Genomic DNA, 21,774 nt, shown 5'->3' on the forward strand with positions numbered 1-21,774 from the left:
GTCGATAGAGCCGATCCACCCCTCCTCCGATCGTCATGGTCCGCGAAGGCGGACCACCCACGACTTTGTGGGCTACATTCACAACACCGCCTGACGGTCGCGCAGCGGCGCGGAAAAGGCGTGGGTGGTCCGCCTTCGCGGACCATGACGGCGGAAGGGGAAGTGGGGAAAGTGGTGGAGAGGCAGGTGGAGCCGTCGTGTCGATAGAGCCGATCCACCCCTCCTCCGATCGTCATGGTCCGCGAAGGCGGACCACCCACGACTTTGTGGAAGCCGCCTGCGACGACATACGACGGCTCAGTGCGGGGAACGCGGAAAAGGGGCAGGTTACTACCGACGTTGAGGAGGGCCGGTCCGCGTTGGCTCAGCAGCCTCCCGGCCACCCAGGCGGTCAGACGCTCCTCCACAACACACCGACGCCAGCTCTCCCCAACGTGATCCGCGCTCCCTCTTTCCGGTCCGGCTGTTCTGAACCATAAGGCTGCCATACGGGTCTCGTATCGGCCGCCATGCTCATCCCCCTCATCATCGCCTGCGCCCTCTTCATGGAAAATCTCGACAGTGCGGTGGTTTCCACCGCCCTGCCGGCGATCGCGCGGGATCTGCACGTCGACCCGATCGCTCTGAAGCTGGCGTTCACGAGCTACCTCCTGTCGATTGCGGTGTTCACGCCGGTGTCGGGCTGGATGGCGGACCGGTTCGGGTCACAGACGGTGTTCCGCGCGGCGATCGTGGTGTTCATCGGCGGTTCGATTCTCTGCGGCACGTCAGGCTCGCTGGAGGGTTTCGTCGCGGCCCGCATCGTCCAGGGCCTCGGCGGCGCGATGATGGTGCCGGTGGGCCGACTGGTGCTGCTGCGCTCGATCGAGAAGCGCGACTACCTGCGCGCGCTCTCCTGGCTGACCATCCCCGGCCTGATCGGCCCCGTGCTCGGTCCCCCGGTCGGAGGCTTCATCACCACCTTCTTCGACTGGCGCTGGATCTTCTGGATCAACGTGCCGATCGGCGTGCTCGGGCTGGTGCTCGTCTCGCTTTACATCCCGAACATCCGCGAGGCGGAGATGCGGCGGCTGGACGTCGTGGGCTTCCTGCTCTCCGGCTTCGGGCTGGCGGGTTTCGTGTTCGGCGTGGCGGCGAGCGGCATCGGGCTGCTGCCGCACGAGGTGGTGGGCACGCTGATCGGCTTCGGGCTGGCGCTGCTGGTCGGCTACGTCCTGCACGCGCGCCGCTCGCCGAACCCGCTGGTCGACCTGCGGCTGCTGTCGATCCCGACCTTCCGCGCAAGCGTGGTCGGCGGGCTGTTCTTTCGCGTGGGCAACGGCGCCCTGCCCTTCCTGCTGCCGCTCCTGCTGCAGGTCGGCTTCGGCATGTCGCCCTTCCAGAGCGGCATGCTGACGTTTGCCGCCGCGGCCGGCGCCATCCTCATGAAAGTGACTGCGCCTCCGATCCTGCGCCGCTTCGGCTTCCGCCGCGTGCTGGTCGCCAACGGCCTGATCTCGGCCGCCTTTCTGGCCACCTGCACGCTGTTCACCGAGGCGACGCCGGGCGCCGTGATCTTCACGGTCCTGCTCGTCGGCGGCTTCTTCCGCTCGCTGCAGTTCACCGCGCTGAACGGTCTCGCCTTCTCCGATCTGGACCAGCCGCGGATGAGCCAAGCGACCAGCTTTTCAAGCGTGACGCAGCAGATCTCCGTTGCGCTTGGCGTGGCGGTGGCGGCGGCGGTCCTGGAGGCGACCCGCGCCGGACGCGGCGAACTCACCCTGATGGCCGACGATTTCGCACCGGCTTTCCTGGCCGTGGCGGCGATCTCCACCTTGGCGTCCCTGGTCTTCCTGCGCCTGCGGCCGGACGCAGGATCCGAGGTTTCCGGCCACAAGCTGGTGCAGGCGGCCAAGACACCGTGAAGCGTCAAGCCAACCTGCTACGGTCGGTTTCACTCCCACTTGGTGCTGGGATCGATATGCGCGCCGGTCCACAAGCCCGCTCGCCACGGCGCCCACCAGCGATAGCCGGCGGGCAGCGCCTCCGGGATCGGGTCGTAGCCGGACGACCCCCACGGATTGCAGCGCAGGATCCGCGCGAGGCCCATCCACCCCCCGACCCACAGGCCGAACCGCTGGACCGCATCGTCGGTGTAGTGCGAGCAGGACGGCTCGTATCGGCACTGCCGGCCCATGAAACCGGAAAAGGTCAGCTGGTAGGCGCGGATAAGCCCATGGACGAGCGCCCGGCCCGCGGAGCGCCGAAGCGATCGCTCAGAATGTCCAGGGGTCGAACACATCGAGACCATGGCCCTCGAAATGGCGGGTGTTGCGTGTGACGAGCGTCGCGCCCGCATTAAGCGCGATGGCTGCGATCATGAGGTCCATGGCGTCCACCGGGCGGCCAAGCCTCGAACGCTCAGCGGAAAGAACGGCAAACACTTCGGCGCATTCACGGTCGAACGGCAGTACCCGTCCATCCAGGACCGAATAGATCCAGTCGGAGACGACCTCGTCGAGTTCCTTACGACGCCTTCCCTTCGCCATGAGTTCCACGCCGCCCAGGAGCTCCGCAGCAGTCACCGATGCGATCGCCAATCTGGACCGGCGCATGGACGTCAACCAGGACACGACGGAGGGGTTCGGCGCTGGTCGCACGATCTCGGAGATGACGTTCGTGTCGATCACGTAGATCATCGGAAGTCGGGCAAATCCCGGGTCGGCAGGCGATCGGGAAGACGCAAGTCGAAGCCGCCCTTGGCTTGCACGTCGGCCAACCATTCGGCGATAACCTGATCGTCGGTGCCGAGATCGCCGACAGGAAGATCCGCACTGGTCAGGACACGTCCACCCCGACGGATCCGTTGCCGAATTTCCGAACGGCGCTTCTCGATCTCCTCCAGCTCGACAACCGTCATCTGCGGATCTCCAGGCTTCGTGCCCATCCGGACCATATCACTGCGCAGCTGCGATGTCCCCCTTGGCCGCGATCTGGTCGAGGCAGTCGACCACCGCGTCGAAGGTGAGCAGTGTGGAGGCGTGACGGGCCTTGTAGTCGCGCACCGGCTCCAGCACGGCGAAGTCAGCGAACTTGCCGGCCGGCGGCGGGCCGTTCTCCTTCAGCATCCGGCGCATGGTATCGCGGAGGTCGCGCAGTTCGTCCGCTGTCGCTCCGACCACGTGGCGCGCCATGATGGACGACGATGCCTGGCCGAGCGCGCAGGCCTTCACGTCATGTGCGAAATCAACGACACGGCCATCCTCGGCCCTGAGGTCCACCACCACGGTGGATCCGCAGAGCTTGGAGTGGGCTTTGGCGGTGGCGTCCGGCGCGGGGAGCCGCCCGAGCCGGGGAATGTTGCCGGCGTAGTCCAGGATTCGTGCGTTGTAGATGTCGTCGATCATGGCATTCCATTGCCGCCTAACCGCGATCCCCGGGATCCATGTCGCGTTCAGGTGGCCTTTCAACGAGGCAGGTTGCTGAGTATATAAGCCCTCATGGCCGCGACAACCACCGTCCCGGTCCTCCATTGGCATGGTTCGGAACTCGTGCGGATCGCGTATTCGTGTATGGTCCGGCCGACGTGACGGGACGTACAAGGGTGGAACAGAAGACGACGGGAGGTCCCAAGTTGGACGCCATTCTTACCCCTGCCGGCCTAGTCGATCGCCCGGAGACGATCCGGACCGTGAAGCGTCCCTCGCGCGAGGAAGCCGAGGCGGCCGTCCGCACGCTCATTGCCTGGGCAGGAGACAACCCGGAGCGCGAAGGCCTTATCGACACGCCCAAGCGCGTGGCCAAGGCCTATGACGAACTGTTCTCCGGCTACCGGCAGAACCCGTCGTCGGCGCTGGAGCGCGTCTTCGAGGAGGTCGGCGGCTACGACGACATCGTCCTCGTGCGCGACATCCCGTTCTATTCACATTGCGAGCACCACATGGTGCCTTTCGTCGGCAAGGCGCACATCGCCTACTACCCGTCGGAGGGCGTGGTGGGCCTGTCCAAACTCGCCCGACTTGTCGACATCTTCGGCCGGCGCCTGCAGACGCAGGAGAACTTGACCGCCGAGATCGTGTCGTCCATTGACGAAGGGCTGAAGCCCCGCGGCATCGCCGTGATGATCGAGGCCGAGCACATGTGCATGTCGATGCGCGGGGTCCAGAAGGCCGGCGTTTCGACAATCACCACCCAGTTTACGGGCGTGTTCCGCGACGATCCGACGGAGCAGGTCCGCTTCATGACCCTCCTGCGCGGCTCCCGCTGATCCAGCGTCCGCGGCAGGCGAACCGCCGCGGAACGCAGAGATGACGACGAGCCCGACCCTGTTTCCCGCCCTCGGCTCCAAAGCGGAGCTCGAGGGCGGTTCGTTTCTGGCGCCCCGCTTCGGCCCGGACGGCACGGTGACCTGCGTCACCGTGGACGCCGACACCGGCGCGGTGCTGATGGTCGGGCACATGAACGCAGAGAGCCTGGCGCTGACCGTGGAAACCGGCGAGGGCTGGTACTGGAGCCGCTCGCGCGGGGAGCTCTGGCACAAGGGCGCCACCAGCGGAAACGTGCAGAAGGTGACCGAGCTGCTGGTCGACTGCGACCAGGACGCGCTGGTCATGAAGGTGCGGGTGGACGGCCACGGCGCCACCTGCCACACCGGCCGCGTGTCCTGCTTCTACCGCCGCGTGCCGCTCGGCCAAAAGGCGGCGGACGGCCCGGTGCGGCTTGAGGACATCGGCGGCGAGCGCCGCTTCGATCCCAAGGACGTCTACGGCAAAGGCTGAGCCTAAAGGCGGAGCCCGGCGCACCGAACCTCGGACGCGGCCGGGGCGTTCACAAGATATTCAGCCTGCAGGTGTTAGCCTGCAGGTGGATATCGGGGGCTCTGGATGTTCGAGTCCGTCACGCGTTTCTGGAGGAAGGACCCCGCCGGCCAAGGCCTGGCCTCGGGCACCGATGTCCCTGACCTCTCCGCCCTGCCGACCCAACCAGCTTTCCGCCCCCGCATCGGGCTCGCCCTCGGCGGCGGCTCGGCCCGCGGCTGGGCGCACATCGGCGTTCTGAAGGCGCTGCGCGACGGCGGCATCGAGGTCGACGTGGTCGCCGGCACCTCGATCGGCGCGGTCGTCGGCGGCTGCTGGCTGGGCGGCCGGATCGAGGAGCTGGAGGCCTTCGCCCGCTCCATCACCAAGCGCCGGATGATCGGGCTGATGGATTTCTCGCTGTCCGGGAGCGGCCTGATCGGCGGCAACCGGCTGGGCGGGCTGCTCTCCGAGCAGTTCGGAGACACCCGGGTAGAGGACCTGCCGCGCGCCTTCACGGCGGTCGCCACCGAACTCGGCACCGGCCACGAGATCTGGCTGTCGACCGGGCGCCTGACCGACGCGATGCGCGCCTCCTATGCCCTGCCCGGCATCTTCACGCCCGTCCGCGTCGGCGGCCGCTGGCTGGTGGACGGCGCGCTGGTCAACCCGGTGCCCGTCTCGGTGACGCGCGCGCTCGGCGCCCGCCTGGTGATTGCGGTGAACCTCGGGATCGATACCTTCGGGCGCGGCACGGTGATCCATCACCACCTGCCGCCCTCGCCCGTCGACCATCTGCCCGACGCGATCGAACCGCCGAGCCGGACCAAGCCGAGCTGGCTGCGCACCGTGGTGGGGGGAACGTCGGACCTGCCGGGCATTCCCGGCGTGATGATGGAAGCCTTCAACATCATCCAGGACCGCATCACGCGGGCGCGCCTGGCCGGCGATCCGCCCGACGTGATGATCGGCCCGCGGCTCGGCAAGGTGGGTCTGTTCGACTTTCACCGCGCCGCGGAGGCCATCGAGGCCGGCTACGAGGGCGCGCACCGCCAGATCGGCGAGATCCGGGAACTGGTGGCCGCGCTCACACTGTAAGGCTCAGGCCGTGGCGATGTAGCTGCGCAGGTGCTGCGCCTCGCGCTCCACCTCGGCCATCCGATACTTCACCACGTCGCCGATCGAGATGATGCCGACGAGTTCGCCATCGTCCACCACGGGCACGTGACGGAAGCGTCCGCGGGTCATCATCTCCATGACCTCGTCGACCGTGTCGCGCTTGCGGCAGGTGATGACGGTCTTCGTCATGTGGCTGCCGGCCGTGTCGGACAGTGCGCCCGCTCCAACCTGCGCCATCACGCGAACCACGTCGCGCTCGGAGATGATGCCCACCACGTTGCGGCTCTCGTCCGTCATGACGAGCGCACCGATCTTCTGCTCGGCGAGCCGGGCGCAGACCTGCGCGATGGTCATCGACGGGTCGCCGGTGGTGACGCCACCGCCCTTGAGGTTGAGTATCGACTTCACGGTCATCGTCAGCATTTCCTCCGGATCGATCCTGTTGAAGGCGCGGACCTCCGGCGTACCCCGCTCCGCGCACCCGCCCGCCGTTGTTGTTGTTTGCGAGACATGGCCCGGAGTGTGGGTTTAAATCGATTGAGGTTCAAGGTCGGCCATTGGTCTAATTGGCCATGGTGGTAAACGCCCGAAGGGATCGCCTTAGGTCTCGTCCTCGTCGCCATAGGGCTCCGGAACCGGTTCTTCGCGCACCGGATCGAACAGGCCGAAGGCGATGAGACCGAACAGGAAGCCTCCGACGTGCGCCTCCCAGGCGATCTGCGCGTCGTCTCCGTTGGGGACCAAAGTTCCAAATCCCGCCAACAGGTTGATGCCGAACCAGACGGTCAGGAAGAGGAGCACGCGGCGGTCGGTGAGAACGCCGATCAGCGGCACGGCGGGCACCGAGAACCGCTCCCGCGAGCCGCGCCCGAGCCGCTGCATCGGGCCGCCCGTCTGGAACATGAAGCGCGACACTGCGGCCATGTGTCCCGAGATGGCGCCCGACGCGCCGACCACCGGAATGATCTCGTGCGGGTGGGCGAGATAATGCGCCGCAGCCCCTGCGACGGTGGCTCCGAGCGTGAAGAGGAGGAATCGCCCCGAACCGAACCGCCAGGCAAGCGCGCTGCCGAAGGCCGCGAGCCAGACCGCATTGACGCCGAGATGGACGAAGTCGCCGTGCAGCAGGCCGTAGGTGACCGGCGTCCAGAGGTCCGGCCCGAGGCCGCTGGCGAGTTCCGGGATGTCCAGGTTGTCGTAGCGGGCCGGAATGAAGCTGAACAGGAAGACCAGGTCGAAGTCCTGCTCCGCGCTGAGCAGAAAGGCGCGGATCACGTGGATGACCAGCAGCGCCGCGATCGACCAGGTGATCACCCTGGGCAGATTGAGGGCCGGTTCGTCGGGCATCAGAATGGGTTCGTTCATCGGAAGCCTGCGACCCGCCGCGCCGAGCCGTCGTTGTGCCGGACCGGGATGGCCGGGCTTGGAACCGTCCCGGAATGGGCAGGCACCGTCACGAGATAGGACGGTGCGCCGGTCCGCGCAACGCCGCAGCCGTCCCGAACGCGATTCGCGCGCCCAGAGGGCCCGGCCCGCCACGATCGCGCCGATCCCGGCGTCAATCATGATGAACGGGCGTCAACCCTTGGCTCGGGTGACCGGAATGGCGCATTCCCGCCGCCCAGGCAGCGCCGCGGCGTTTGGATCCGGTTTCTCCGATCCTGGAAAGCAGGGGTAAAGGTTAACCGGTGGTGCCGGAAAAAAACGCTTCCTTAAAACCATGTGGACGACTCGTCCGACTGGCATGGCCTCTGCTCCGACCCCTTCGGGATTGGGCTATGACGGGATCGCCTGTGCCGGAATGGACCGGCAAAGCGCGCCGTCGGAACCCGGAAGAACGAAGCCACTCCGGTTTGGGGTCGAAGATGAAGCACGCCGCCACCCGCACGCTCTACGACTACTGGTCCCGCCTGCGCGGCAGCCGCACGGCCCCGGCCCGGACCGAGATCGAGCCCGGCGACATCCGCCACATCCTCGGCGACACCTTCATCCTGGAGGCCGGCGACCGGCAGACCTACACCTACCGCCTGGCGGGCACGCGGCTCTGCGCCGCCTACTGCCGCGAACTGAAGGGCCGAAACTTCCTGGACAACTGGGTGGGCAAGGACCGCGAGGCGATCGCCTGTCTGCTCGCAGCCATCGTGGAGGACGGCGCTGCCGCGATCATCGGCCTGGAATGCCAGAACGACCGCGGCCAGAAGATGCCGGTCGAAATCATGCTGCTCCCGCTGAAGCACGAGGGACCGCACCACACCCGCATCCTCGGCTGCTTCGCACCGCTGGACCAGCCCTACTGGCTCGGCCTTTATCCGGTGATGCGCCAGCCCATCCTCAGCCTGCGGCTGATCTGGCCCGACGAGCGCCCGAGCTTCATTCGCCGCGGCGACCAGGTTCCCGCCATCGACCACGCTCTCGGCGACGTGATGGCCGTCGACAAGCCGGCCCACGCCCGCCCGGCCGTGCCGCGCCGCGCGCCGGCGGAAGGACGCCGGATCGGCCACCTCACGGTGATCGACGGAGGTCGGCAGTAACCATCGGCAGCGATCATCGGATTCGATCGAAGGGATAAACCGGCTGTTAAGCACGCGTCCCTAGGATCGACTCAGGATCGGTAGAGATCGATCCCGCGCTATCGATGGTTTCGAGTTCGATGTCGTCCGTCGCTGAACCCTACCGAACTGCAAGGCGGGTCCTCCCCAAGGTGGACAGGCGCCGGTTTCAGCGCGTCAAGATCAACGTTCTCGGCCGATTCATGCTGCCGAACCGGGCGGAGTATCCCTGCCAGGTCGTCGACATGTCGCCCGGTGGCGCCGCCCTGATGGCGCCGGTCTCCGGCGAGGTCGGCCAGCGGGTGATCGCCTACGTGGATCACATCGGCCGCATCGAGGGCGAGATCAGCCGCCTGTTCGAAGGTGGCTTCGCCATGACGGTGAACGCCACGGCCCGCAAGCGCGACAAGCTCGCCTCTCAGCTGACCTGGCTTGCCAACCGGCACGTGCTCAACCTGCCGGAAGACCGCCGCCACGAGCGCATCGTGCCGCGCAATCCGTTCTCCCACGTCATCCTGCCGGACGGTCGCGAGATCCGCTGCCGGATCATCGACGTGTCGCTGTCCGGTGCCGCCGTTGCCGTGGACATCCGCCCGCCGCTCGGCGCGGCCGTTACGCTCGGCCGTATGCGCGCCCGCGTCGTCCGTCACTTCGAGGACGGCATCGCGCTGGAGTTCGCGGCCCTGCAGTCGCCGGACGTCATCAGCAACAATCTCTGAGATCAACCGCGCCAGGTCGCCATCCGCGTTCCGCCCGCAACCGGAACCCGACGAGTGCTTCCGCGCAAGCGTCGTCGGCTTGCGCATCCGATCAAGCTCGCGTCGACTTATGGTAAACAGATCACTTCTAAAGCATGAAGGATCTATGTAAAACACCACAATATAGCCCTGAGTTTGCCGTATAGATCTATAAGCAGAGAACGTAAACCAACGCTTCACCATACATTTTCACGAGAGTTCAAGACGCACATGACACCATCGTCTTCAGGTATCGGAGACGATGACTATGCAGTCGCGGATCGCAGTTCTGGCCCTTGCAACCATCGCGCTGGTGGGGACAGTGTCCACGGTAGAGGCCGGCGCCCGGCCTATGCTGGTGCGGGGAGAAACCTCGCCGCCGATCGGCGCAGTCCAGTTCTGCCACGAGAACCCCCGTGACTGCGGCAGCTACAAGGCGCCGAACAAGGTGGTCCGGCTGACGCAGGCCACGTTCGACAAGCTCAAGTCCGTCAACCTGACGGTCAACCGGGCGGTCGTTCCGGCGACCGACAAGGAAACCTACGGCCGCATCGAGTACTGGACCTACCCGGGCCTGATGGGCGACTGCGAAGACTATGCGCTGGAGAAGCGGCGCGAGCTCACCAGGGCCGGCTGGCCGGCGAGCGCCATGCTGCTCACCGTCGTTCGCGACGAGGCCGGCGACGGCCATGCGGTCCTCACGGTCCGCACCGACCGCGGCGACCTCATCCTCGACAACAAGACCGACAGCGTGCTCGTCTGGGACCAGACGCCCTACCATTTCGTCAAACGTCAGTCCGCCAAGGCACCGACCGCGTGGGACCAGATCGAGGACAGCCGCAACATCATGGTCGGCAGCGTTCGCTGACACCGACCTGAGGCGGTACGCGACAGCCGGCCCTCCGAGGCCGGCTTTTTGCTGCCTGGAGATCAGTCCTGCGGCAGCAGCACCAGATGCGCAGCGTAGCGCTTCCAGTTGCGCACGTAGTTGGCGGCCGAGACCTTCAGACGGGCGATGGCCGCCTCGTCCAGGCTGCGGATCACCTTGGCGGGGGCGCCGACCACCAGCGAATCGTCCGGGATCGCCTTGCCCTCGGTGACGAGCGCGTTGGCGCCGACAAGGCAGTTGTTCCCGATCACCGCCCCGTTGAGAACGGTGGCGCCCATGCCGATCAGCGAGTTGTTGCCGATGGTGCAACCATGCAGGATCGCCCGGTGGCCGATGGTGCAGCCCTCGCCCACGGTGAGCGGAAAACCCGGATCGGTATGGAGCATCGCATGCTCCTGGATGTTGGTGTTCGCGCCGATCGCGATGAGTTCGTTGTCGCCCCTCAGCACCGCCCCGAACCACAGCCCGACGCCCTCGCCGAGGACCACCTTGCCCATCACGGACGCATCGGGCGCCATCCACCACGTGCCCGCGGCCGGGACGGTGGGCGCGATACCTTCGAGCGAATAGAGCGGCATGGGTCGGGACTCCGTGAGGTGACCGCCGGATCATACCGGCGCCCTCGCCCGCCCTCCATGCGACCTTCAGGCCGTCACAGCGAGTCCCGCAGCGCCAGGACGAATTCCAGCAGCACGAAGCCGGAGCAGAGGCTCCAGCAGCCCGCGATCACGGTGGAGGCGGCCAGCCAGCCGAACGGCCGCCGCTCCTCCAGCCGCGCCCGGATCGCGTTGCGCATCAGGATCACCGGACCGGCGAACATCAGGAGCATGATGGCCGCGATGCCCTTCAGGACCGTCTCGCCTTCCATGTCGAACCGCGCCGGTCGCGTGGTGACGAGTTGATAGAGCGACGACAGGATCCCCGCCCCGACGAAGCCTGTCGCGATGGCGAAAAACGTGATGATGAGCTCGCGCAGCATGAATTTAACGCCCCTTTAACCGTAATCCCGAAATGAAACGGGATGAGGTTCTCCATCTGCCGAGTCGCAAGGCTCGGACCGGACGGGGACAGCGGGCGGATTTCCGCGAATGCGGGCGACAAAAGCCACCGGAGCCTGTTCGTCGGGGCGCTCCGGACGGGCCGGTTTGGAACACAATCATCCCGATTTGGGAGAGCCAGCGTGGCCGTGACGACTTCCTACGCCGACGACGATCCCGCGCTCTACCAGGTGCGCCGCAAGCCAGTGCGCAGGGCTTCCACGATCAGCTGGGTGCTCAAGATCACGACGATCTGCATCGCGCTCGCCGGGACGCTGGTGCTGACCGATCTGGTGCTGAACTGGACGTCGCTGATCCACGGCCGCGACGGCCGCACCGGCGACCCTTCGCCCGTCACCGTCTTTGTCGCCGACCAGCGGCTGACCATCCCCGGCAACATGTTCCGCTTCCAAAACCAGCGCGCCGTGGGCCAGCACGAACGGATCGACCTGGCGATCCACTGGCCGTCGCTGGAGGGGTTTTCGGAGGCGCGCCGCGAGAGTTTCCTGGACCCGACGCAGAACGCGCCGGTCGTCTTCCTGACCATCCGCCCGCGCGAGACGGCGACCGACAGCGCCGGGCGCCTGGCCAACGTCTACCAGCACTTCTTCGACGAAACCGCGCTGGAGGCGCCGCCCGGCCTGATTGGCCGGCGGCTGTCGGAGGATTCCGGCCTGCCTGGCGAGGAGGTCTTCTTCGAGGCAGGCTCCACCGACCCCTTCACCACCCACTGCCTGGCCGACGACGGCTCGGGTTATCCGGCGCCCTGCCTCACCGAGATCCACGCCGGCGAGAGCCTCTCCGTCCAAGTGCGGTTCCGCAAGGGCCTGCTCGGCGAATGGCAGGGCATCAAGAAGGCCTCCAAGGCCCTGCTGCTGAGCTTCGGCCTGTTCAGCTGAACCGTCCGGCTCAGCCCTCCAGGTCCATGGCGAGGATCGCCATCTGGAAATTGTAGGAGAGGTCGTCCTCGTCCTCGTCGTCGACGAAGATCACGCCGACGAACTCCTCGCCCACGTAGACCTCGGCGGAATCGGTCTTGCGCGGACGGGCGCGCACCGAAACGGTCGGCGAGCCGAGCGTCTTGCGAAGATACTTCTCGATTTTCTGCAGTTCGTCCTTGGTCACGGGCATTCTCCGTCCATCGGTGTCCGACGCCCTTCTGACACGGACCGACCGCGGAGAAAACCCGCCCCCGGCCGATTGCCGTGGACGGGCGTAGGTCGCAGCCGCTCAGATGCCCGGATCGAAGTACTCCAGGATGCGGTGCTCCATGCTCCGCGCCGGCTCCGCGCAGCCCGCCTCGCCCACCACCCTGGCCGGCACGCCGGCGACCGTGGTGCACGGCGGCACCGCCTTCAGAACCACCGAACCGGCGGCGATCCGCGAGTTGCGGCCGACCTCGATGTTGCCGAGCACGGAAGCGTTGGCGCCGATCAGCACGCCGTGGCGGATCTTCGGATGACGGTCGCCCGTCTCCTTGCCGGTGCCGCCGAGGGTGACGCCCTGCAGGATCGACACGTCGTCCTCGATCACCGCAGTGGCCCCGACGACAATGCCGGTGGCATGGTCGAGGAAGATGCCGCGCCCGATGCGGGCGGCCGGGTTGATGTCGACCTGGAACACCGCGGAGGCCCGGCTCTGCAGGTAGAGGGCGAAATCCTTGCGCCCCGCATTCCACAGCCAGTGGGCCAGCCTGTGCGTCTGCAAGGCGTGGAAGCCCTTGAAGTAGAGCACGGGGTCCAGGTAGCGCTCGCAGGCCGGATCACGGTCGTAGACCGCCCCTATGTCGACGCGGAAGGCCTCGCCTATCGAGGGCTGGGCCGACAGCGCGTCGGCATAGGCCTGGCGGATCATGATCGACGGGACGACCTGGCTGTCGAGCCGGTCGGCGACCCGCTGCACGACCGCGTCTTCCAGGCTCGGCTGGTCGAGCACGGTGGTGTGGAGGAAGGCGGCAAGCACCGGATCGCGCTCGATCGCCGCCGAGGCTTCGTCGCGGACACGGCGCCATACCGGGTCGACGGTGTCGAGCGCCGGTACGCCCTGCGGCTTCAATGTAACGTTCATGGACTCGCCCTCATGGGGGACCCGCTTGATCCGGCTGTGGTCATCGCGACGCACTCGACGAACGGAGCAGATGAGATGTCGACCTTTTCATTCTAAGGATAGGCCTTCCCTGAGAACGAGAAAAGGGACGGGGCTGTAAATCATGAATCACCAGCCCTTGAACCAGTTCTTCCGACGGAGACCCCCGATGACACAGCCTCGCCTCGCCCCGACGCAGGAAGGCCGCATCCGCCTCGACGTGCTGGGCGCACTCGGCCGGATCGTCATCGACAACCCCGGCCGCCACAACGCCCTGTCGCTGGCCATGTGGGAGGCGATCCCGGGCGCCGTGGCCGAACTGGAGGCCGATCCCGACGTCCGCGTCATCGTGCTGACCGGCTCGGAGGGCGGCGCCTTCGCTTCCGGCGCGGACATCTCGGAGTTCGACGTCGTCCGCCGCGACGCCGTCACGTCGAAGACCTACGAGGCTGCCAACGCGGCCGCCTTCGCCGCCCTGCGCGGCGCGGAGAAGCCCACGGTGGCGGTGATCCGGCGCTTCTGCATGGGTGGCGGCGTCGGGCTGGCGGCGGCCTGCGACATCCGCCTCGCCTCCGAGGACACCGCCTTCGCGATCCCGGCGGCGCGCCTCGGGCTCGCCTACCCCGCCGAGGCCGTGGCCGACGTGGTGGCGCTGATCGGCCCTTCGCGCACCAAGGACCTGTTCTTCACCGCCAAGCGGATCGACGCGGCGACCGCCTTGCGGATCGGCCTCGTCGACGACGTGGTTCGCGACGACGAGCTCGACGCGGCCGCAGCCGCCTACGTGGCGCGCGTCTCGGCGCTGGCCCCGCTGACCCAGCGCGCGGTGAAAGCGGCGATCAACGCTTCCGTCGGCATGGCGGACGCGAACTGGGACCGGGCCCGCCAGATGGCCGAAGCCTGCTTCGTCAGCGCCGACTACGCCGAGGGCCGCGCAGCCTTCCGGGAAAAGCGCGAACCGATCTTCCGCGGCCGCTGACGGTACGGGCGGCCAGCATCCGGAAAATCCCGCATGCCGCCCCTTGATCCGCCGAGAGGGATCTGATTCTCTGCCGGTCGGCCCAGCGCAACAGCGATTCGCCGGCGCCTGAAGATCGCCACAGCCGCACCTGGTCCCATCGCGATCGACGAGTTCGGGCGGCGCTGAAACTGATCTTGAGGTTATGGTGGCAAATATTTGTTTATATTGATAGAAACACCATCCGGCTCGGCGCGAGCTTGAGCGGATGCGCCCGGATGCAGCTCCAGCGTCGATTGTCCGGCTAATCGGCTCGCACCGCGGAGAATTCGCAGGAATGGCGAAGCTTGAACGTCAGCTGGTCGGTTGGCCGCGCGCCAGCCGCTCGATCGTGACGTAGTCGACCTTGCCGGTGCCGAGCACGGGCAATGCATCGACGTTGACGATCTTCTTCGGCACCATCAGCTCGGCGACACCGTTCGCCTGCGCCCAGGCCAGCAGCGGCTCGACGGTGGCATCCTGAGCGTCGGTGACGAGCACCAGCGATTCCCCCTTGCGCGCGTCCGGCACGGCGACGACCGCTGTCGACGCGTCCGGCCAGACGCAGGCGGCATAGGCCTCAGCGGCGGCGAGCGAAACCATCTCGCCGCCGATCTTGGCGAAGCGCTTGGCGCGCCCGCGGATGCTGATGAAGCCGTCGTCGCTGATCGCGACGATGTCGCCGGTGTCGTACCATTCGCCGGCCGGCTCCAGCACGCCCGGCTTGTCGACCTTGTAGTAGCCGATCATCACGTTCGGGCCGCGGACCTGCAGGCGGCCACCGTCCGTCAGGCCGGGCACCGGCTCCAGCCGCGCCTCGATGCCCGGCAAGAGCGGGCCCACGGTGCCATGGTGGTTGTCGCCCGGACGGTTCACCGCCAGCACGGGCGCCGTCTCGGTGACGCCGTAGCCTTCGTTGAGGTCCACGTCGAAGCGTTCGCGCCAGAGCTTGCGTGTCGGCTCCTTGACGCGCTCTGCACCGCAGATGGTGAAGCGGACGGACTGGAAGTCATCGGCCTCGGCCGCTTTCGCCCAGCCGTTGGCGAAGGTGTCGGTGGTCAGAAGAATGGTCGTGGCCGTGCTCTTCACCAGCCCGGGGATCTGCTTGTAGTGCAGCGGCGAGGGATAGAGGAACGACTTGAACCCGCCGAGGACGGGCAGCAGCATGCCGGCCGTGAGGCCGAAGGAGTGGAACACCGGCAGCGCGTTGAAAATCACGTCGGACGGGCCGAAATTGTAGATCGGCAGGATCTGCGCGATGTTGGCGAGGATGTTCGCGTTGGAGAGCGCCACCCCCTTCGGAACACCCTCCGTGCCGGACGTGAACAGCACCACGGCGACGTCGTCCGGCTTGCGGGCGTAGATCCGGTGGAAGAGCTTGGGCGCGAGCGAGGCCGCCGCGCCGACGGCCTTGTCGATCGGGCCGATCTCCTTGCGGAGCTGGTCCAGGTAGACGATGCGCGCCCGCTTCGACAGCTTCTCGATGGTGTCTTCCAGCTTCAGCGTCTTCACGAACAGCCCGGACGTGACGATCGTCTTCACGTCGGCGGCCGTGCACGCGGCCTCCAGGTTCTTCAGCCCGGTGGAGTAGTTCAGCATCGCCGGCACGCGGCCGTAGGCCGACAGCGCGAAGAAGGCCACCGCGGCGCCGTTCACGTTGGGGAGCAGCAGCCCGACTCGCTCGCCGTGCGCCGTGACGGAAGCGAGCTTCCGCCCGAGCACGAGGGAGGCCAGGATCAGCTTCTTGCGCGTCAACGGCTGGCGGTCCTGATCCTCCACCGCAACCGCGTCCGGACCGTAGCGCCCGGCCGCATCGGCAAGCGACTCGAACAGCGACCGCTGCCAGAAAGCCGCGTCGAGCCCGGCCTGCTGCCAGGGGATGCCCGCGGTCGTCCGCGCCGCCGGGATCTGCTGCTCTTGAGCTTCAACGGCCACCATCGTCCACCTCCGTTCGACAACACGTAAGGTAAGGCGCGGAGAAAATCACGCTGCAGCGCATGATTTCGGGAAAGCGGTGGGCGCTTGCCGCGGACTGTCGCCGGTCTACCCAATACGGGTGATGCCGGCCCGGAGCGGACCTTGCAAGACTTGGCAGCCGGCCTGCGGGGGACGGGGGGCGTCACTCCGGAGCGCACATTCTGACCGTGCGGCGCTCCACCGGAACGACAGCGGCCGGAGCGCCCCCGCCGAGGGACGCTCCGGCCGTTGCTGTTGTCGCCGGGTTTCGAGCCGCTCTCAGAGCGCCTTCACCGCCTTGTCGAGTTCCTCGATGGCGCAGATGATGTGGTAGAAGGAGCTGGCCGGCGCCGGCTCGACTACGAAGCTGCCGTCCGGGTTGAGCCGGTCGCGCCAGAGGCCGGGCGTCTCCACCTTCAGATACATCTCGAGCGCGACGCCGGCATCCGCCGCGAGCGCCATGTGCGCGGCGCGCGTCGACGCATCCGGTGCGACCGAGGCGAGCGCCACATGCCCCTTGATCCGCTCGGTCTGCGGCCACAGGCGGGCCGAACCGTCGCGCAGCGAGCCGTCGTCGAGCAGTTCGTTGATCGCGACGCCCAGCTTGGCGTTGATGCCGTGATCCTCGCCGAGTTGCGCCAGCTTGCCGGCCGCCGCGATCGCGTCCTTGCGGCCGCGCATCACACCCCAGCGGGTCAGGAGCCACGCCCACTCGAACTGGTGGCCGGGCTCGACGATCCGGCCTTCGACGCCGGGCATGGGCGCCCAGTCGCCGTCGAAGAACTCGCGCAACCAGCCTTCGCCGGGGTCGAGGAACTTCGTCAGGCACAGTTCGGCGATCTCGTCCGCCAGTTCGCCCCAGCGCGCGTCGCCACCCGTTTCGACCCAGGCCAGGCACGCCTCGAAGAGGTGCATGTGCGGGTTGGCCTTCAGCGGCAGCGAGCGCGGCACGCTCTCCTCGAACCCGCCGGCGGGATGCTTGAGGTGGCGCTCCAGGTAGTCGCGCAGCTTGACCGCGGCCGCCTCGACGGGTGCGCGGTCCTCCACCACCGACGCGGCCGCTGCGAAGGCGAACAGCGCGAAGGCCTGGTCGTAGAGGTTGAAGGTATCGTCCTTCGGACTGCCGTCCGGGTTGACGACCATGCGGACCGGCCCCTCCGGCAGCACGCAGTTGGCGAGGAAGTAACCGAGCCCGTGGTCGACGGCCTCCCGCCATGGCCCCTTCCAGCCGAGCCGGCCGGCGACCGCGAAGGAGAATACCTGCCGCGCCTGCACGCGGACCCGCCGCGGATCCGGCCGGATCTCGCAGCGCAGCCCCAGCTTCTCGTGGAAGCCGCCGTTCACGTGGTCGCCGCCGAAGGCCCACCAGATCGGCAGCGCCTCGTCCAGCAGCCACGCCATAAGCCGGTCGCGGACCGCCGCCGCGCCGGCGGTCTCCGTCTTCTGAAGTGCACTCATCGGTCCAATCGTCCTCTCGCTCGGGGTCTTCCGAACAGGGCAGGCCATCACGCCTGCCGGCCTCGGCGTCAAGCCTAGCCTCCCCGATCCGGCCTGACCAGAAAGCCGAGGGCCTGATTCTCGCGGTTCGGTTAAGACGGGAATTCCTCCCTGCGACACGAAGACACCAGTGGGCAATTGACCCCGCCTGCCGGCGAACACACACTCCGCGCAATGGCGACCGCCGGAAGGCGGCGCATGGGAGAGACGTCGGATCCCGGCCAAGGGCCGAAGCGTCCGAACCCAGCCGACCGGGAGGTGAGTGCCTTGGCCAAGAACGGCCTGAAGAGTCATGCCGCGCTGCTGTCGGCCGTGGTCTTCCTGGCCCTCTGGTGGATGGGCGCCCATTGGGGGAATTTCCGCCACCTGCCTGCGCCGGAAGAGGTGCTGATGATCATGGTGGAGGAGACGGCTTCCGGCCGCCTGCCCTACCATCTCGGCGCCACGCTGACCCGCGTCGCGGTCGCCTTCATGCTGGCGATGCTTCTCGGCACCGCCATCGGCTTCCTGATGGGCCGCTTCCGGACGGTGAACAGCGCGCTCGACCTCTGGCTGGTGGTGCTGCTCAACCTGCCGGCTCTGGTGATCATCATCCTGGCCTACGTCTGGTTTGGCCTGAACGAGACGGCGGCGGTCGGCGCCGTCGCGCTCAACAAGCTGCCGAACGTGATCGTCACCATCCGCGAGGGCGCCCGGGCGCTTGACCCCGACCTCGACCAGATGGCGAAGGCCTTCCGCCTGAACTGGCGCAAGCGCCTGTTCGACGTGCTGCTGCCGCAGCTGCAGCCCTACCTCGCCGCCTCCGCGCGCTCCGGCCTGTCGCTGGTCTGGAAGATCGTGCTGGTGGTCGAACTGCTCGGCCGCTCCAACGGCATCGGCTTCCAACTCAACATGTTCTTCCAGCTCTTCGACGTCGCCTCCATCATCGCCTACGCGCTGTCCTTCGTGGCGGTGATGCTGGCGATAGAGGTCATCGTGCTGCAACCCCTCGAACTCCGGGCGAACCGCTGGCGTGTCCGCACCACTTGAAATCCACATCGCCCGCAAGACCTACCGCGGCGCCGAGGGCGGCACCGTGGAGGCCGTGCGCGGTCTGGACCTGAAGGCGGCGGCCGGCAGCCTGACCGCGCTGATCGGCCCGTCCGGCTGCGGCAAGACCACGTCGCTGCGCATCCTCGCCGGTCTCGACACCGATTTCGAAGGCCGCATCGTGCTGGCCAAGGAGGCCCGCGTCGGCATCGTGTTCCAGGAACCGCGCCTGCTGCCCTGGCGCACGGTGGACGACAACGTCCGGCTCGTGCTCGACAAGCCTGACCTCTTCGACCCCGCTCCCCTGTTCGAGGAACTCGGCCTCGCCGAGATGCGCAACCGCTTCCCGACGGAGCTCTCGCTCGGCCTCGCCCGCCGCGTCGCGATCGCCCGAGCGCTCGCCATCGAACCTGACGTGCTGCTGCTCGACGAGCCCTTCACCTCGCTGGACGAGACCACCGCGCAGCGCCTCCGCCACCTCGTCGTGGAGATCTGGCGGCGCTACCGGCCCACCACGCTGATGGTGACGCACAACGTGCGCGAGGCGATCCAGATCGCCGAACGCATCGTGCTTCTCGCCCCCCGCCCCAGCCATGTGGTGGCCGAGGTGATGCTCGACCTGCCGCAGGAGGAGCGCGACGAAGCCTATGTGGAGGCCAAGCGCACGGAAATGGTGAGGGATTGGCCTGGGCTGGTGGCCTGAACGGGGGCCGTCGGGTCGCTACTCGACGAGTCCGGGGCGCTTCACGGGCTCGGCCGTCTCCACCGGCAGCCCTTCGAAACTCCACCCGTCGGTGCCTTCGGGATACCAGTAGACGTTGCTGTAGCCCCATTCGATGGCCCGCTTGGCCGCGTTCCAGCTCATCCAGCAGTCGGCGAGGCAATAGAACACCACCGGGCGGGACGAATCGCCCGCAAGCGCGGCGGAGAGGTTCTCGCGGAAATAGGCCGCCATGGCGTCGTTGAGCGCGCCATAGCCGACGTCCGGCAACCAGATCGAGCGGGGAATGTCGTCGCGCGGCGGCAGGCGGAACACGGTGCCCTTCGGCAGCTTGGGCGTCGGCGGCTTCGGCAGCACGTCGATGAAGACCGCCTCGCCGGCCTTCCAGAGCGCCTCCGCCTCGGCCGTGGAGATGACCTTGGCGCCCTTCAGCGTCGCCGGAACGGGCGCGCGGTACTCGTCCATCCGGTAGCCGTCGGGTTCCGCGAGCTGCGCCTCCGCCGGCTGGGATGGCGGATCCTCGGCGCGCGCCGGCGCGATGGGGATGATCGCGCAGGACAGCGCAAAGGCGAGCGCCCATGCGCCCGCCTTCGACTGGATGGTCGGCCGGACCGCGTCCGGGAGATCGTTTGTCATCAGTGTCGCGCCGTCACTGGGTGATCGGCTGGTCCTTCTCGTCGAGGATGGGAACGCCGAACTCCGTGAGGATGGCGTTGATCTCCTTCTGGTTTTCGCGGATCAGCTTGTTCAGCTGGCGCTTCCAGTTCTGGTCCGACGCGCGCACCCCCATGGTGATGCGATAGGCCATGCGCGGTCCGGTGGTCTCGTTGACGAGCGGAATCACCACGCCGGGAGGCGTCTGCTGCTTGGCGAAGTAGCCGGCGATCGGTCCCCAGAGCACCGCGACGTCGATCTGGCCATCGGCGAGATCCTTCATCATCATCTCGGGAACATGGGTGTAGCGCGTATCGACCATCAGCGGATAGGGCCGCACGCTGCCCATCAGCCCATTCGCCGCGATGTTGGTGCCCGGCGGCGTGCCGGCGACCAGGCCGATCTTCTTGCCCTTCAGACGCGGATCGTTGAGCGCCTTCACGTCCTCCAGGCCGGAGCCCGCCTTGACCACCAGCGAATAGGCGGTCCGGTAGTAGGCGTTGGTGTTCTGGACGAGCTCGTCGCCCTGCGCGTAGCCGATGATGACGTCGCAGCGATGCTCGCCGAGCGTCTTGCGGACGAAACCGGTGGCCATCGGGAACCAGGTGTAGGAGATGCCCTTGTTCAGCTTCGCCGCCAGGAACTCCGCGATCTTGTTCTCGAAGCCCTCCAACTTGTCGTTGGAGAACGGAAGGCTGGCCGGATCCGCGCAGACGCGCAGGGTCGTCGGGTCGATCAGTTCGACGGCCTCGCTGAACGTCTCCGCGGTGCCGGGAACGGCCGAGTCCATGTTCTGCGCCAGCGCGGCGGGCGCGGGGAGCATGGCAAGGGCAAGGGCTGCCACGAATATCTTACGCATCGAAGGGAATCCTCCCGGCTTTCTTCTTGGTTTGCACCGGACGCCCCAGGATCTCCAATCGATCGCCACGGCTTCCTGCGTCTGTCGTTTCAAGCAGAGACTTGATGCAGTCGTCCCGCACTTCAATGGTGTGAAGCTGCACCTTACAGATCTTTAATTTCCGCCGGGCCGATGCTTGGATCTCGCCGGCGGGTTTCTTGGTCCGCACCTGCCCTAACGACAAAGGCCGCACCGGATTTCTCCGGCACGGCCTGAAGCTGGTCGCACGCCGGGTGGCCGACGTCGGCGCCTGAGCGGAGAAGGGATCGTCTTGGGCCGATCCCGTCCCGTTGGCTCAGAAGCCCAGGCAGGCGTTCTCTTCCGCCTTGGCGGCCTCGTTCACCGGGCCGTTGCGCTTGATCTCGCCGCGACCGATCGCGTCGTCGGACCGACCGCGCAGATAGGAATAGATAGAGTCCGCGAAGCACATCACGTTGAGGTCGCTGCCCCACGCCGGCATCACGCTGTTCTCCGGATGCCACTTGTTCTGCTGGCCGCTGGAGACGACTTCCATGAACTTCTCGTAGCCGAGCACCTTGAGCGAGTCGGTCAGGTTCGGCGCGAAGCTCGATCCCATGCCGTCCGGCCCGTGGCACTGCATGCAGTTGGCGTTGTACTTTTTGAAGCCGCGCCACGTGTACCAGTCCACCGACTTGTCGTCGAAGACCTTGTAGGTGGGGTTGCCCTCGGCGTCGAGGAACTTGCCGTTTTCTTCAGACGCGATCGCCGAGCTGGCCGGGGCTGCGGCTACAGCGGAAGCGCTGACGGACATCATGCAGGCAAAAGCGAGAATGCGCACAAACATCTAGTTCTCCTTTGGAACTCCTTTGG

General features: G+C 67.1%; 26 protein-coding genes. 11 read left to right on the forward strand and 15 right to left on the reverse strand.

Annotated elements, in window-relative coordinates:
- Positions 1-509 precede the first annotated feature (509 nt).
- Complete coding sequence (locus tag HZ321_RS10230) at positions 510-1,904, forward strand: MFS transporter (protein WP_181702205.1); 1,395 nt, start codon at positions 510-512, stop codon at positions 1,902-1,904.
- 29 nt (positions 1,905-1,933) lie between these two features.
- Here HZ321_RS10230 and yidD read toward each other — a convergent pair whose 3' ends face one another.
- From yidD to HZ321_RS10250, 4 genes are read right to left on the reverse strand one after another with little or no spacing between them, the layout of a single operon-like run.
- Complete coding sequence (yidD, locus tag HZ321_RS10235) at positions 1,934-2,281, reverse strand: membrane protein insertion efficiency factor YidD (RefSeq protein ID WP_181702206.1); 348 nt, start codon at positions 2,279-2,281, stop codon at positions 1,934-1,936.
- Positions 2,256-2,678 carry a type II toxin-antitoxin system VapC family toxin gene (locus HZ321_RS10240; protein ID WP_181702207.1) on the reverse strand — a complete coding sequence of 141 codons (423 nt, stop codon included), beginning with the start codon at positions 2,676-2,678 and terminating at the stop codon, positions 2,256-2,258. Before HZ321_RS10240 ends, yidD begins: the two co-directional genes overlap by 26 nt.
- Entirely contained in the window at positions 2,675-2,899 is a 225-nt protein-coding gene (locus tag HZ321_RS10245) for a hypothetical protein (protein ID WP_181702208.1), read from the reverse strand. The genes HZ321_RS10240 and HZ321_RS10245 overlap by 4 nt, the downstream gene beginning before the upstream one ends.
- A gap of 37 nt (positions 2,900-2,936) precedes the next feature.
- Entirely contained in the window at positions 2,937-3,386 is a 450-nt protein-coding gene (locus HZ321_RS10250) for an iron-sulfur cluster assembly scaffold protein (protein ID WP_181702209.1), read from the reverse strand.
- A gap of 227 nt (positions 3,387-3,613) precedes the next feature.
- Between HZ321_RS10250 and folE the strand changes: the two genes are divergently transcribed.
- From folE to HZ321_RS10265, 3 genes are all read left to right on the forward strand, one after another.
- Positions 3,614-4,246 (forward strand): GTP cyclohydrolase I FolE, encoded by a 633-nt coding sequence (gene folE / locus HZ321_RS10255; RefSeq protein WP_244635779.1) that lies wholly within the window; start codon positions 3,614-3,616, stop codon positions 4,244-4,246.
- Positions 4,247-4,286: 40 nt separating this feature from the next.
- Positions 4,287-4,757, forward strand: coding sequence for a phosphoribosyl-AMP cyclohydrolase (gene hisI, locus HZ321_RS10260; protein WP_181702211.1), 471 nt, complete (start codon positions 4,287-4,289; stop codon positions 4,755-4,757).
- Between the two features lie 105 nt (positions 4,758-4,862).
- On the forward strand, positions 4,863-5,873 hold the full coding sequence (locus tag HZ321_RS10265) for a patatin-like phospholipase family protein (RefSeq protein WP_181702212.1): 1,011 nt from the start codon (positions 4,863-4,865) through the stop codon (positions 5,871-5,873).
- Positions 5,874-5,876: 3 nt separating this feature from the next.
- Here HZ321_RS10265 and HZ321_RS10270 read toward each other — a convergent pair whose 3' ends face one another.
- Positions 5,877-6,308 carry a CBS domain-containing protein gene (locus HZ321_RS10270; protein ID WP_181702213.1) on the reverse strand — a complete coding sequence of 144 codons (432 nt, stop codon included), beginning with the start codon at positions 6,306-6,308 and terminating at the stop codon, positions 5,877-5,879.
- A 186-nt stretch (positions 6,309-6,494) separates the two neighbouring features.
- Positions 6,495-7,259 carry a rhomboid family intramembrane serine protease gene (locus HZ321_RS10275; protein WP_181702214.1) on the reverse strand — a complete coding sequence of 255 codons (765 nt, stop codon included), beginning with the start codon at positions 7,257-7,259 and terminating at the stop codon, positions 6,495-6,497.
- A gap of 500 nt (positions 7,260-7,759) precedes the next feature.
- Between HZ321_RS10275 and HZ321_RS10280 the strand changes: the two genes are divergently transcribed.
- The 3 genes from HZ321_RS10280 (at position 7,760) to HZ321_RS10290 (ending at position 10,048) form a co-directional block, all read left to right on the forward strand.
- Positions 7,760-8,425 (forward strand): PAS domain-containing protein, encoded by a 666-nt coding sequence (locus tag HZ321_RS10280; protein WP_206682767.1) that lies wholly within the window; start codon positions 7,760-7,762, stop codon positions 8,423-8,425.
- 119 nt (positions 8,426-8,544) lie between these two features.
- Entirely contained in the window at positions 8,545-9,162 is a 618-nt protein-coding gene (locus HZ321_RS10285) for a PilZ domain-containing protein (RefSeq protein WP_181702216.1), read from the forward strand.
- Positions 9,163-9,442: 280 nt separating this feature from the next.
- Entirely contained in the window at positions 9,443-10,048 is a 606-nt protein-coding gene (locus tag HZ321_RS10290; RefSeq protein WP_244635781.1) for a transglutaminase-like cysteine peptidase, read from the forward strand.
- A 62-nt stretch (positions 10,049-10,110) separates the two neighbouring features.
- Here the strand turns inward: HZ321_RS10290 and HZ321_RS10295 are convergent, their stop codons facing one another.
- Both HZ321_RS10295 and HZ321_RS10300 read right to left on the reverse strand, forming a co-directional pair.
- Complete coding sequence (locus tag HZ321_RS10295) at positions 10,111-10,647, reverse strand: gamma carbonic anhydrase family protein (RefSeq protein ID WP_181702217.1); 537 nt, start codon at positions 10,645-10,647, stop codon at positions 10,111-10,113.
- Between the two features lie 74 nt (positions 10,648-10,721).
- On the reverse strand, positions 10,722-11,048 hold the full coding sequence (locus HZ321_RS10300) for a DUF6949 family protein (RefSeq protein WP_181702218.1): 327 nt from the start codon (positions 11,046-11,048) through the stop codon (positions 10,722-10,724).
- 201 nt (positions 11,049-11,249) lie between these two features.
- On the opposite strand from HZ321_RS10300, the gene HZ321_RS10305 reads away from it, so the two are divergent.
- Positions 11,250-12,005, forward strand: a complete 756-nt coding sequence (locus HZ321_RS10305) for a hypothetical protein (RefSeq protein WP_181702219.1) — start codon at positions 11,250-11,252, stop codon at positions 12,003-12,005.
- 10 nt (positions 12,006-12,015) lie between these two features.
- On the opposite strand, the gene HZ321_RS10310 is transcribed toward HZ321_RS10305, so the two are convergent.
- Both HZ321_RS10310 and cysE read right to left on the reverse strand, forming a co-directional pair.
- Positions 12,016-12,237, reverse strand: a complete 222-nt coding sequence (locus tag HZ321_RS10310; RefSeq protein ID WP_194304009.1) for a DUF3126 family protein — start codon at positions 12,235-12,237, stop codon at positions 12,016-12,018.
- A gap of 99 nt (positions 12,238-12,336) precedes the next feature.
- Positions 12,337-13,173: a serine O-acetyltransferase gene (gene cysE, locus HZ321_RS10315; protein ID WP_181702221.1), complete on the reverse strand. Its 837-nt coding sequence runs from the start codon at positions 13,171-13,173 to the stop codon at positions 12,337-12,339.
- A 187-nt stretch (positions 13,174-13,360) separates the two neighbouring features.
- Between cysE and HZ321_RS10320 the strand changes: the two genes are divergently transcribed.
- Positions 13,361-14,170 (forward strand): enoyl-CoA hydratase, encoded by an 810-nt coding sequence (locus tag HZ321_RS10320; RefSeq protein WP_181702222.1) that lies wholly within the window; start codon positions 13,361-13,363, stop codon positions 14,168-14,170.
- Between the two features lie 333 nt (positions 14,171-14,503).
- On the opposite strand, the gene HZ321_RS10325 is transcribed toward HZ321_RS10320, so the two are convergent.
- A complete protein-coding gene (locus HZ321_RS10325) occupies positions 14,504-16,126 on the reverse strand; it encodes an AMP-binding protein (RefSeq protein WP_181702223.1) in 1,623 nt (540 codons plus the stop codon).
- Between the two features lie 297 nt (positions 16,127-16,423).
- Entirely contained in the window at positions 16,424-17,602 is a 1,179-nt protein-coding gene (locus HZ321_RS10330) for an AGE family epimerase/isomerase (RefSeq protein WP_181702224.1), read from the reverse strand.
- A gap of 375 nt (positions 17,603-17,977) precedes the next feature.
- On the opposite strand from HZ321_RS10330, the gene HZ321_RS10335 reads away from it, so the two are divergent.
- On the forward strand, positions 17,978-18,670 hold the full coding sequence (locus tag HZ321_RS10335; protein ID WP_244635806.1) for an ABC transporter permease: 693 nt from the start codon (positions 17,978-17,980) through the stop codon (positions 18,668-18,670).
- The gene (locus tag HZ321_RS10340; protein WP_342343833.1) at positions 18,654-19,373 is read left to right on the forward strand and encodes an ABC transporter ATP-binding protein; all 720 of its coding nucleotides are present in this window, start codon (positions 18,654-18,656) and stop codon (positions 19,371-19,373) included. The genes HZ321_RS10335 and HZ321_RS10340 overlap by 17 nt, the downstream gene beginning before the upstream one ends.
- An 18-nt stretch (positions 19,374-19,391) precedes the next feature.
- On the opposite strand, the gene HZ321_RS10345 is transcribed toward HZ321_RS10340, so the two are convergent.
- The 3 genes from HZ321_RS10345 to HZ321_RS10355 form a co-directional block, all read right to left on the reverse strand.
- Positions 19,392-20,027 (reverse strand): PQQ-dependent catabolism-associated CXXCW motif protein, encoded by a 636-nt coding sequence (locus HZ321_RS10345; RefSeq protein ID WP_181702226.1) that lies wholly within the window; start codon positions 20,025-20,027, stop codon positions 19,392-19,394.
- A gap of 13 nt (positions 20,028-20,040) precedes the next feature.
- Positions 20,041-20,904 (reverse strand): substrate-binding domain-containing protein, encoded by an 864-nt coding sequence (locus HZ321_RS10350; RefSeq protein ID WP_342343834.1) that lies wholly within the window; start codon positions 20,902-20,904, stop codon positions 20,041-20,043.
- A gap of 334 nt (positions 20,905-21,238) precedes the next feature.
- Entirely contained in the window at positions 21,239-21,748 is a 510-nt protein-coding gene (locus HZ321_RS10355; RefSeq protein WP_244635783.1) for a c-type cytochrome, methanol metabolism-related, read from the reverse strand.
- Positions 21,749-21,774: the final 26 nt, after the last annotated feature.

Origin of the sequence: Chthonobacter albigriseus (genome assembly GCF_013839445.1) — a bacterium.
GTDB classification, from domain to species: domain Bacteria; phylum Pseudomonadota; class Alphaproteobacteria; order Rhizobiales; family Pleomorphomonadaceae; genus Chthonobacter; species Chthonobacter albigriseus.